This is a genomic window from Mycobacterium persicum, assembly GCF_002086915.1.
GTDB lineage: Bacteria > Actinomycetota > Actinomycetes > Mycobacteriales > Mycobacteriaceae > Mycobacterium > Mycobacterium persicum.
In genome coordinates this window covers 3,639,297-3,650,546 of the sequence record NZ_MWQA01000001.1, presented here as the reverse complement: position 1 = coordinate 3,650,546, position 11,250 = coordinate 3,639,297, and the positions used below count along the sequence as shown (strand labels likewise).

The following is an 11,250-nucleotide window of genomic DNA, read 5'->3' as shown; positions in this document are numbered from 1 at the left end:
CGCCATTCCGGAGGCGCATTTTCAACCACTGCCGGAGGGTCCCCATAGCCCCTTCGACATCGCCGGCGACATCGTGTCTTCGACCGTGGACTTCGTCTGCGAGAAGCCGAGCGAACGACCCGACGAACGCATCCTGAAGACGGTGCTGTTCACCGACATCGTCGGCTCCACCGAACAACTTGGCACCCACGGCGACGCGCACTGGCGTCGTCAGCTCGATGCGCACGACAGGGCAGTCGACTGGCTGTTGGAGAAGTACGGCGGTCACCGGGCCAAGCACACCGGAGACGGAATCTTCGCACTCTTCGATGGGCCGACCAAGGCGGTTCGGTGTGCGTTGGAGCTGGTGCCGACCCTGGCCACCCGCGGCATCCCGATCCGAGCGGGCGTCCACATCGGGGAGTGCGAGCGACGCGGCGCGGAGTGGAGCGGCATGGCGGTACACACGGGCGCTCGCATCGGCGCATTGGCGGGAACCGGTGAGGTGCTCGCCAGTCGCACGGTCCGCGACCTCTCCGCCGGATCGGGCCTGACCTTCGAAAGCCTTGGGCCACAACAACTCAAGGGCCTACCCGAAGCGATCGACGTCTACCGGATCACGACGCCGACGAGCGGCCTGACGAAATAGCGCTATCACGGTGCCTGCCCGCTTCTGCTTCAGCAACGTGTTCGCCACCGAGGTACCACCGGCCATTCATGAGAACTCGCTTGGGCGCGAGCCGACGCCGGTGCACTTGACTGGCCGCCGTGGGAGGTGGACTTACCGGTGGTGATGTCAACATCCTCGGTGCATCGAATTTCCGGCTTTGCCTTGGCTGGGAACCACCAACGTCCAACGCTATTGCGGTGCTTCGAAGGCCAAACGGCGCGGTGGCTGCAGCGGCCAATCATTTTCCCAGTGCCTCCTTGGTTGTCGCGCACCTGATGCCACACCGGACCAGCGGTCAAACCGGGCAGCCCAACCATGTGTGGGATATCAAAGCGGAAAGCAGCGTTGGCTTTACTGCGCGATGAAACATGAATGACGACAAACGATCTCAACGGGGCCGGACACATACCCTTTCCAAGTGTAGCGGCACGTGGCGGGTCCAGCCCGTGACCACTACCCGAATCCGTTGATGTGAGCGAACACACGCATGCACCATGCACCGAGATCGCCGCGCGCATGGCGTCGTGCCCGCGTCTGAAACGGAAGATCGCCACAGCAGCCGCTGTAGCGAGTTGTTCGGCGATCTGATTCTCACCAGCGAAACGATGCAGTAGCGACGAAGCCGGGAACAGGCTCTGGTGTTGGGTATTTCGGGAACTGCCTTCGACGGCTGACCGCCGGAGAGCATCATCACCTGCGCCTTACGTCTACGAGTTGGCGCGCAACAGAATGGTTTATCGGGTGGGCGGGTGACTGGTAGGTGAATCGATCTGTGCCGGCTCAGCGGCGCATCGGCGGCTCGCCAAACCGATCTCACCCGCTTAACCAGCGCGATCGAATGCTGTACCAGCACGATGGGTTTACCCCCTATTCAGCAGGGCAAACATGGAATGTCATCGCGATTGAGGCCGTACCGTGCCGGTGTGGCACGATCGACCTCGCGCCGCGATATCGGGCCAGCCGCCCCCGCGCGGGCGTGCCGACCATCGCTGTTCGCGACGTCGACTGGAACGTCGCCTGGACAAAATTCAGATGTTGTCGACAGGCACCAGTCAGCCTGTTCGGCCCGCGAACTGGACAGCGGACTCCGCGTGATTGGCCAACCCCGCAGCGCTTCAAAGCGGGCATTCGAGCACCGAAGACAGATCGCCCTGAGCAACGGCGTTCCGCTTACCCTGGAATGATCAGCGCACCAATGGGTATGAACGAGACATGCTTATCCGACGAATACTACTTTTCGCTGGTGTGGTGGCATTGCTGGTGAGTTTGGTGGGACTGCTGGCCCCGGTGTCGGTTTCCCCTGGATTACACACCGTCGCGTGCGGAAACGCCTTGTCCCCCGATCTCTCCGCCGCCAGAAACAGAGACGACCGAACCCCGGCCAATGTGCCGATGGGCGGCCAGGTGGTTGCGGACATCAATTACACAAGGCTGTGTCAGATGGAGATCGAGGATCGACGGATCTGGACGATCAGCCTGGCCACTGCCGGAGCGCTTGCCGTCATCGTGGCTGTGGCGATGGCTGCGTGGTTCAAGCGCGTGCCACAGCGATGACAGCATCGATACTCCAAGCTTGCTCACCTGGACCACGACGCCGTGGGCCGATCGCGTCATTCGCGAGGCGCTCCCTGCAGTAGCGAGTCCTCAATCGTTGCCGAATTGATACCTACTCCGGTGTTTTGGCCGGGGTTTCCGTGGCTACGCCTGCGTGGAAGGAGTTCCCCCAACAAAGGCGGCGGCTCACTGCATCGGCGTGCGCGGTCTGACCTGACTTGGAGGTACCTGGCTGCGTCGCCGCGCGCCGGGAGCAAACCGAGTGTCGTAGTCATCCTAGTCACGGGAAAGGTCGGAACTGCGGTGTATAACCGAGTCGTCAACGCGACGGCGGCGGTATCGGTCATTGCCGCTGTCGTAGCTGGATGCTCATCGGAATCCCGCGCGCGCGTGGAGGCCCGCACCATCAAAGTGCTCATCAACGGTAGCGACACTGGTCATCACCTGGTGGATTGCACGCAGGTGCGCTGGCTTTGGACCCTGAAGACACTTAAGGACGATCCCGGCATCACCGCGCAACTGGAAACCGGCGGTGACGTTGTCGCAAAATTGGTGCAAATCAACAACCTCGGCGGTTTCACCGGTACCTTCGGCCAGGACGTTACCGGTGCGGCACAGGCCAGCCTTCGGAATGGGACTTTCACGATCGTCGGCACCGCAGTCGGGTGGTATGACGACAAGCCCGGTGAACGATCGAGTGCGAGGTTCGAAATCATCACCGCGTGTTAACGAGGTCGGCGCATCGACAGCGTCGATGCTGTTACAGCCCATGGCGAGCCAGCCAGTCGTCGATACTTTAGGCGACACTTTGCCACCCGCTCTCCAGCATCATGACGTGGCCCATATCGGGAAAGATCTCCACATCTGCCTGGTAAACCCTCGCCACCGCTGACGCGTCCCCGTCGACTCGCGAGCGGTCGTCGCTTGCGCCGAGAACAAGCAACGGCGCTGTCACAAGACGGGCATTGGGAAGCCGCCTCACCGTTTCTCGTGCAGCGCACGGACTTTCGGGCTTCAAGCGGCGAACACAAGACCTCACACACGGGCCGCCGCCACGCCAGAGTGCTCAGCGGAGTATAGATCTGGCCGTCACTTCTTTCACAGTGATCTCTGGCCGGCCCGGTACACAATTTGCCCGGCTAAGCGCGACAAGTAAAGGCGCGCAACGAATTGTCGCTCACAGCGATGATCGCCTGCGCCCCCGCGTGGGAAGGTGGAAATCGCGTGCTTGTGGTTGGGGCGCCGACTGTGCGCTGACGACGCCGACAGTGCGCTGACGGCGCCGACTGTGCCGTCAGGGCGGCCGATCGCGGCGGTTCCCGCCCTACATACACAGTCAAAGCCCTGAGCGCACACTCGATACGGCGGCATGACAGTCGATTCGGTGGTGCACCGGGCCACATCCCCACACACCCGCCATCACAAGGGGTTTGAGCGACGGTGCGGTGTCGGCGTGCTGAAAACCAAGCCACAGTGTGGGCAAAACCAAACACCCCGAACCCGCGGAGACTGATGTGGCTGATGGGAAAAGTCGCAGTTGCGTCCTAGGACTCGGGGCATACGATCAGCGTGGTCCTGGTTGCCGGCAGCAGCGCGATCATTGAGCACAGCGTCGCGACCACCCCACCGCGGAACCAGCCGCCGACCGACGTACCCGCGGCTGCGTGAGCCGACCAAGGTCGTGACACCACCAAAGCCGATCGCCGAGCCTAATCGCCGGTGCGCTCGAATGTTTCGTCGAACTCGACGCTGAGGGTGCACGACTGGATCTGCTCGTGGTGACCGTGCGCGGTGAGCAGCATGATCGGATCCTGCGGCGGTTGCGGCAGGGCGAACTCCGCGGTGTCTTTGACCGGCGTCGCGCCGCCGCCGTCGCATGTCGCTTCTCGCTCGGTCGACAGGATCCAACTCCTGCTGCTGAACACCAGCGGCTTTGAGCCGTCCGGTGGCGCGTGGAAAAAGCTCATGCACCGCTCGCCGGTGCGCAGACAGTCGGTGCGGACGGCCCAGTCATATTGCTTGGGTGTCGCGCCGTTGGCCCATTTGACCGTGTCGTGGTAGCGGCCATGCAGTGCCTCGGCCGGCGACACCACCCGCGGCGGCTGGCTCGCCGGATCCGACACCGCGGTGACGTCGACGTCTCCGGTCCGGGTGAAGGTCACCGCCTTCTTGATCGCGCAGCCGTTGGCGCTGGTCTTGCTGAATTCGCCGGAAAGCGTGCCGTCGGGCCGCGGTTGCAGTATCAATACCACCCAAAATTCGGCGTTGACGTCCTGGCACGTGGCGGTGGTGAGACCCACCGCCAGCCAGTGTCCGCCGACGTCGTCGAACACCATCGTCGGCAACGATGTCGTTTCGCCGCCCAGACGTGTCGCCGTGGCCACGCAGCCGGTGTTGCGGCACACCGAGCGCACCCCCCAGGTGGTCGTCGAGGCCGTCGCACCCGGGATGGCTAGGCCGTCCAGGCCGGGGCCGGTGGCCGCGTCGTAGTCGCCCCGGTAGGTGCCGGTGAACGGACCGGCGCTGGGCACGGCGGCCGAAGGCGCACCCGCCACCGCCGCGCTGCTCCGACCGTGGTTCCCGGACAGCTTCACGGCCGCCAAGACTCCGGCCGCGCTGAGCACCGCGACGGCCACCAGCGCGGCAACCAGGACCCGAGTGCGCCGTACCGGCCGCTTGGCGAGGTGCGGCTGGGCTGGCGGCACCGGGGCCGCACGTGTCGGCGCCAATTGGGTGTCCTGGTGGCTTTGCCCTTGAATGGGCGCCGGCGCGCACCGGGAGTCCAGATGCTCGGTGAAGTCGCGGCAGTGGGTGAACCGCTCGGCCGGCTTCTTGGCCATCGCCCTGGCGAACACCGGATCTAGGGCCGCCAGTTCGGGGCGGCGCTCGCCGATCGGTGGCGGCGGGGCCATCACATGTTTGGTGATGACGGCCGCGGCGCTGGGCGACTGGTAGGGCTGGGTGCCGGTGAGCATATGAAAAGCGGTGCAGGCCAACGCGTATTGATCCGCGCGCCCGTCGATCGGCTCCCCCATCAGCTGCTCGGGTGCGGCATAGGCGACTGTGCCGATCGCGAAGTTCGTGGCGGTCAGACCCGCGGTGTCGTCGACCGGCCGGGCGATCCCGAAGTCGGCCAGGAACACCCGTTGGGTCTCCGACCCGGGATCGGCGATCAGGATGTTGGCCGGTTTGACATCACGATGCAGCAGACCGCGCTGGTGTGCGTAATCCAGTGCCGATCCCACCGCGGTGATGATCGGCACCGCCAGGTCCAGCGGCATGCCGCCGGGATAGCGTTCGCCCAACAGTTTGGCCGCATCGGTGCCGGCGACGAAGTCCATGGAAATCCAGAACTGGCCGCCGGACTCGCCACGGTCATGGATGCCGAGAATGTTGGGATGCCACAGGCTGGCGGCGATGTCGGCCTCGCGGACGAACCTGGCGCGGTACTGCGGGTCGGCGGTGAGCTCAGCAGAGAGCACCTTGAGCGCGTCGCGGCGCGGCAACCGCGGATGCTGGGCCAGGTATACCGTGCCCATCGCGCCCGCGCCCAACACTCGCAGGATGGTGTATCCCGCGAACACCTCGCCAACCGCGAGCGGCATTGGCACATGGTAGGTCGGCGATTTCGGTCACCGAGGTCAATTCGGGGGAAGCGGGCGAAATACCGGCAACGCCCGATACTTGGCGCTGAAGCTGGCCTTGTCGTATTCCTCGCCCACCTCGCCGTCGTGAGCGACGACGGTGGGCCCGTCGACGGCGGCGAAACTGAACTCCGGCACTTGCAGTTCGTGGTAGAGCGGGCTGCGTTGCAGTCGGCCCAGCGCCAGCGCGCCCAAAATTCGCACGTTCGCCAGTCGCCGGCCGGTTTCCAGAATGCGGACGTCGATCAGGCCGTCATCCATCCGGGTACGCCGCGCGGGGGCGAATCCGGTGGGCAGATACACCGAGTTGCCCAGGAAGAACAACGACGTGTGCACGGTCTTGTTGTCGTAGCGGATGCGCACGGGCTGGTCGTGGCGCAGCGTGTGCAACGTGGCATAGATGCTGGCCAGCGGCTTGCCGATACGTCTTTCCAGCTTTTCTCGGTACCGCACGAAGGTGGGGTACGCGCCGATGCTGGCGTTGTTGACCACCATCCGGCTTTCGTTGAGGCACACCAGGTCGACGCGGGCGACGCTGCCGGCCCGGATCGCCTCGACGGTCTTGCCCACCGTGTCGCACCCGATGTCCTTGGCGAAATGGTTGAACGTCCCGGCCGGAAACACCGCCAGCGGGAGCCCTGCATCGTAGGCGACCGCCGCGGCGGTGGACACCGTGCCGTCTCCCCCGCCGACCGCCAGCACCTCGGCGCGCCCGGCCGCGGCCCGCAGGACCTGTTCCGGGTCATCGTCGGGACCCAGCTCGACGATCTCGGTCCGAGGTAGCTCGCGACGTATCTCGTCGAGCGCCCGGGCGCCGTTACCGCCGCCCGATGCCGGGTTGATGACCAGGACGACTCCGGCGCCGTCGGGTCGTGGCGGGGGCGGCACCCGCAGCGGGTCGGGAGTCGGCAACGTCGTCTCGACGATCGGCGGCACCAGCCGCCCGCCCAGCACGGCGATGCCGGCGCCGATGCCGAAACCGGCAAGGACATCGCCCGGGTAATGCGCTCCGGTCGCCACCCGGGACAAACCCACCAGGCCGGCCAGCAATGCCAACGCGAACCCCAGCGGTGGATTCTCCAGCCCGACCCCGACGGCGAACGCGGCCGCACTGGCCGAATGACCGGACGGCAGCGAATTTGATGTGGGGCGCCGGCGCACCCGCCGGACCAGCGGTACCGAGTCGTCGAAGGGCCGCGGGCGCCTACGGATTCGCTTGGCGACCTGGTTGGTCACCAAGCTGGTGACCCCCAGCGTCACGACGCCGCGTACCGCACCGCGCTGCGCCGCAGGCTTTTTCGTGGCGAGCAGGCCCGCAGCGATGGCCAACCACAACTTCGAGTGATCGGCCGCGCGGGTCAGCGGCGGCATCACCAAGTCGAGCAGCGGAGTCTGCGCCTCGGCGATCACCCCGAACAGTTCCCGATCGAGGCTGCCCAGGCCCCGGGTGATCGCTGTGATACTTCGCGCGCGTTGCCGGGGCCACCTGTTCACTCAACCCACCCTAACGCCGGTCACCGCGACCGAATCGGGTCGTCGGGATGCGGGCTCAGTGGCGTGGTCTCGATGGTCATCCATCCCGACAGCGGCAGCGATTCCAGGATCGCCATCAGCTCGCCGGGATCCCGGGCCCGCCACAGACCCACCATGCACGGGCCGTCCGGCCCGCCGGGCAGCGTCCAGAGCCGCACCAGGTGTCCAGCCTCGGCCAGGTCACGGGCGCGGCGGGCCTGGCGCGCCGAGGCGTCGTCGACGACGGGCGCCGCCGTGCCCGGTGGCACCGTGACGGTCATGGCGATCAAGAACTCCGGCCCCTTACCGGGCCGCGGAGTTATCCCCGCGCCGGGCGGGTCGTCGGGATGGCAGCCGAGCGCGCAGACCTCGTCGGTGCGCCAGATCCGCAGGGGCATCGAGGCGAGCAGCCGCTCCAGACACTCGTCGTCGGCGGCGGCGAAAAGCGCCAGCGTGCGCCATTCCCCGGGCCCAACCGGTGGGCGCCACATCCGAAGCAGGCTGCCCCTGGCCGCGAGCTCCCGGGTGCGCGCGGCCTCACCAGCGCGGACGTCGCTGACCTGGTCGGCCGACGTGCCCTCGGGAACACGGGTGGTCATGGTGACCAGAAATTCCATGCTGTCTCCCGGGCAAGCCGTGCCGAGGGCTATTCGGGGTGACCCCGGAGCTTGGTGCCTAGAAGACGCGGACCCAGTCGACGAGCATCTCCTGCGGGTAGGTGCCGGCCGCTGGATCGCCGCCACCGGAACCGCCGACGGCGAGATTGAGCACCGGGAACATGGTGTAGTCGGGGTCGTTGAACGGCCACTCGCGGATGGGCTCGTCCAAATCTTCGATGCCGGTCGCCGGAACACTGAAGTACGGCTGCATGCCGTCGGCATAGTCCAACCAGAAGTACATCCCGCTGGGATTCCAGGTGACCCGCCAGTTGTGCCAGCCGCCGTCCACGCCAATTGGGCAGGTCTCGAATGCCGTGCCGTCCGGGTTGGCGTGGACGGTGGTTCCCGACGGCCAGGTACCGTTGCCGTACCACTCGATCAGGTCGACTTCACCACTGCGGCCGGGGTCGTCGTTGGACAGCCACCAGGCGGGCCACATTCCGGGCGCCAGGCAGTTGAACTTGATCCGGGCTTCCCACGTGGTCCCGATGCCGCCCCGCCACAAGCCGTGGACCAGGCCGCCGAAGTATCCGTTGCCGTCCCGGGTGGCGCGCAACACCAGGTTGGAGTTGCCGTCCAGGAACACATTCTGGCGGCTGTCGCGGTACTGCCCCCAAAATTGGGGCTGGTCGAACCCGACGGGGTTCTTGATCGGCGTCCGATGGTTCGACACCGCCCACTTCGCCGGATTGGGAGCCGAGCCGGCCGGGCCGTCGAACTCGTCGTGAAAGAGGAAACCACCGGTTGCCCCCGCAGCCGGGGCCAACGGCGTCGGACCCGCCGGCGCCGCCGGAGGGGACGGGGCGGCCAAGGCTGTGGGGGCCGGGATCGCGGCCGCCAGCGCGCCGAATCCGGCCATCATCATCAGTCGGCGACGGTCAATCTCGGGCATAAGCATGGGACGATAGCAGCTCACTGTGCGCGGCGCCGACTCCGGGGCGACCCGTCTTCGCTTCGTGTCCAGGCCGACGCGGGTCATCGATATCGTGCAAGAAGCGCAAGCGTCACAAGCGCTCTCGCGTACTGTCAGGCCCCGGACGGTTCGCTGATCTTGACCAGCGTCTTGCCGATGTTGGCCCCGGTGAACAGCCCGTTGAGGGCGTCGACGCACGACTCGATGCCGTCGAAAATGGTCTGCCGGTGGGTGAGCCGCCCCTCGGCCTCCCACTGGCGCAGGTGGGCGAAAGCCTCGTCGAAGCGACCCCACCGCTCGAGGGTGTTGAAGCCTTGCATGAGCGCGCTTTTGGACAGCAGGTTGACGTAGTTGGCCGGACCCGGGTGCTCGCCGGTCAGGTAACTGGAGATGACACCGCACAGCACCACCCGCGCCTTGTGGGCGAGCCGGCCCAGCACCGCGTCGAGGATGGGGCCGCCGACGTTGTCGAAGTAGACGTCGACGCGCTGGGGGCAGTGCACTGTGAGCGCGGCGGAAAGATTCTCGTTCTGGTAGTCGATGCACGCGTCGAATCCGAAGTCTTCGACCACCGCCCGGCACTTCTGCGGCCCGCCGGCGATGCCCACCACCCGGGCTCCGGCAATCTTGGCGATCTGCCCGGCCACCGATCCGGTGGCGCCCGCCGCCGCTGACACCACCACCGTCTCGCCCGGCTTGGGCCGGCCGATGTCCGTCATCCCGAAATAGGCGGTGGCCCCGGTCGGGCCGTACACCGACATGATCGCCAGCTGGTCACTTTCCCCCGGGATGGGTGTGCTGAACACGTCGTCGCGGATGATCACATACTCCTGGAAGCCGGTCAGCGTGGTTACGACGTCACCGACAGCGTGAGCGTCGCAACGTGTTTCGACGACTTCGCCGATTCCTGCCGCCCGGATGACCTCGCCCAGCCGCACCGGCGGGAGATAGCCGGGCTGGTCGTCCAGCCAGGTTCGGGCGGCCGCGTCGATGCCCACATAGGTGGTGCGCAGCAGCGCCTCGCCCGGTGCGGGCCGAGGCGCCGGTGAAGCGATCAGCTCGGTGTCATCGGGCTGGACCAACCCGGTGGGGCGGCGACGCAACACGATCTGGCGGTTGGTCAAGTCCGGCACGATGTCGAGCTTATTCGGGCCTATTCGGCAAGTTCCCGGTATGGGAGCATCTGTGCATGAATCCAGAGGACGACCCGGAAGCCCGGATCCGCCAGCTCGAGCAACCGCTGGCCGACGCGGCGCGCGCATCGGAGCTGGGGAGTCCGCAGCCACCCGGCGGCTCCGCATACCAGGCCTACCCGCCGCCGGGCCCGGTGCCGCCACCACCGCCGATGCCGCCTCCGTACGGCTCGACGTATGGGTCCTATGACTCGTATGGCTCTCAGCCGCCATTCCCGGGGGCCACACCGCGATCGTCGTCAGGCAACCGGCTGTTCTGGATTTTGGCGGCGGTCTTCGTCGTCGGAATCTTGGTTGTGGTCGGCGGCATCGTCGCCTATGCGGGAAGCCACCTTTCACGCACGTTGTCCACCCTGACCCCCACCTTCCCGACGATCAGCAGCCCAGCCGGAACCGTCCCGCCGCCGTCGGGCACTAAGACCCGGAACCCCTCGACCGGTCCGTCGACGTCACCGGCGCCGCCGCCGGGCGGCGACCTCACTGTCAGCGGCCTCAACGAAAACAAAACACTCGCCTGCAACGACAGCGTCGTCGAAATCAGCGGAATGTCCAACACGGTCGTCATCACCGGGCATTGCGCCAGCCTGACCGTCTCGGGAATCGAGAACACCGTCACCGTCGATGCCGTCGACACCATCTTGGCCTCCGGCATCAACAACAAGGTCACCTATCGCTCGGGCTCGCCGAAGGTCAGCAAGTCCGGCAGCGGGAACGTCGTCCAGCAGGGCTGAGGAGCTAGGTCGGTTCGTGGGCGGGATCGTCGAGGACGCTGACCGCGATGCCGTAGGGCAAGAACCGCACTTTGCGCTTGGGGTCGGTGTTGTCCTTGTTGGCCCGCAGGGCATCCAGTTCGGTCGCATACACCTGTTCGACGCGGGCGCCGCCGTCGGCATCCACCGTGTAAATGGCCCACACCCCGTCGCCGGCCTCGCCCGCCGTTTCCGGCGCCGGACGCCTGCGCCGCCCCAGATCCTCGAAGATCATCGACCACCCCGACCGCTCGCCGGGGCCGGTGAGGAACCGGTTGATCCGCTCGAACGCGTCGCGCAGACCCTCGCTGCCTTCCCTGATCACCCGATCGAAGTCGTCGGGGTCGAATCCGAACGGACCGTTGCTGCCCACGCGA

At 66.3% G+C, this 11,250-nt stretch carries 10 protein-coding genes; 4 read left to right on the top strand and 6 right to left on the bottom strand.

The window, feature by feature from the left end; translation table 11 throughout:
* From B4U45_RS16665 to B4U45_RS16655, 3 genes are all read left to right on the top strand, one after another.
* Positions 1 to 628 (top strand): adenylate/guanylate cyclase domain-containing protein (locus B4U45_RS16665; protein WP_219859460.1); only part of this gene is annotated, 628 nt, incomplete at its 5' end.
* Between the two features lie 1,233 nt (positions 629 to 1,861).
* Positions 1,862 to 2,203, top strand: a complete 342-nt coding sequence (locus B4U45_RS16660) for a hypothetical protein (protein ID WP_075548657.1) — start codon at positions 1,862 to 1,864, stop codon at positions 2,201 to 2,203.
* Positions 2,204 to 2,593: 390 nt separating this feature from the next.
* Positions 2,594 to 2,932: a lipoprotein LpqH gene (locus B4U45_RS16655; RefSeq protein WP_082275563.1), complete on the top strand. Its 339-nt coding sequence runs from the start codon at positions 2,594 to 2,596 to the stop codon at positions 2,930 to 2,932.
* Between the two features lie 980 nt (positions 2,933 to 3,912).
* Here the strand turns inward: B4U45_RS16655 and B4U45_RS29910 are convergent.
* From B4U45_RS29910 to B4U45_RS16630, 5 genes are all read right to left on the bottom strand, one after another.
* Entirely contained in the window at positions 3,913 to 5,808 is a 1,896-nt protein-coding gene (locus tag B4U45_RS29910; RefSeq protein WP_075548659.1) for a serine/threonine-protein kinase, read from the bottom strand.
* A gap of 36 nt (positions 5,809 to 5,844) precedes the next feature.
* Positions 5,845 to 7,341, bottom strand: coding sequence for a bifunctional phosphatase PAP2/diacylglycerol kinase family protein (locus tag B4U45_RS16645; RefSeq protein ID WP_219859459.1), 1,497 nt, complete (start codon positions 7,339 to 7,341; stop codon positions 5,845 to 5,847).
* Positions 7,342 to 7,361: 20 nt separating this feature from the next.
* Complete coding sequence (locus B4U45_RS16640) at positions 7,362 to 7,976, bottom strand: muconolactone Delta-isomerase family protein (protein WP_075548661.1); 615 nt, start codon at positions 7,974 to 7,976, stop codon at positions 7,362 to 7,364.
* 58 nt (positions 7,977 to 8,034) lie between these two features.
* Entirely contained in the window at positions 8,035 to 8,916 is an 882-nt protein-coding gene (locus tag B4U45_RS16635; RefSeq protein ID WP_075548662.1) for a glycoside hydrolase family 16 protein, read from the bottom strand.
* Positions 8,917 to 9,044: 128 nt separating this feature from the next.
* The gene (locus B4U45_RS16630) at positions 9,045 to 10,064 is read right to left on the bottom strand and encodes an NADP-dependent oxidoreductase (protein WP_075548663.1); all 1,020 of its coding nucleotides are present in this window, start codon (positions 10,062 to 10,064) and stop codon (positions 9,045 to 9,047) included.
* A gap of 56 nt (positions 10,065 to 10,120) precedes the next feature.
* On the opposite strand from B4U45_RS16630, the gene B4U45_RS16625 reads away from it, so the two are divergent.
* Complete coding sequence (locus tag B4U45_RS16625; RefSeq protein ID WP_099223639.1) at positions 10,121 to 10,855, top strand: DUF3060 domain-containing protein; 735 nt, start codon at positions 10,121 to 10,123, stop codon at positions 10,853 to 10,855.
* 4 nt (positions 10,856 to 10,859) lie between these two features.
* Here the strand turns inward: B4U45_RS16625 and B4U45_RS16620 are convergent, their stop codons facing one another.
* The gene (locus B4U45_RS16620; protein WP_075548665.1) at positions 10,860 to 11,246 is read right to left on the bottom strand and encodes a hypothetical protein; all 387 of its coding nucleotides are present in this window, start codon (positions 11,244 to 11,246) and stop codon (positions 10,860 to 10,862) included.
* Between the last annotated feature and the right edge of the window lie 4 nt (positions 11,247 to 11,250).

Excerpts from the sequence above, each read along its gene's own strand:
- B4U45_RS16625 (WP_099223639.1), top strand. The coding sequence starts at position 10,121 with ATGAATCCAGAGGACGACCCGGAAGCCCGGATCCGCCAGCTCGAGCAA.
- B4U45_RS29910 (WP_075548659.1), bottom strand. The coding sequence starts at position 5,808 with ATGCCGCTCGCGGTTGGCGAGGTGTTCGCGGGATACACCATCCTGCGA.
- B4U45_RS16640 (WP_075548661.1), bottom strand. The coding sequence starts at position 7,976 with ATGGAATTTCTGGTCACCATGACCACCCGTGTTCCCGAGGGCACGTCG.
- B4U45_RS16635 (WP_075548662.1), bottom strand. The coding sequence starts at position 8,916 with ATGCTTATGCCCGAGATTGACCGTCGCCGACTGATGATGATGGCCGGA.
- B4U45_RS16660 (WP_075548657.1), top strand. The coding sequence starts at position 1,862 with ATGCTTATCCGACGAATACTACTTTTCGCTGGTGTGGTGGCATTGCTG.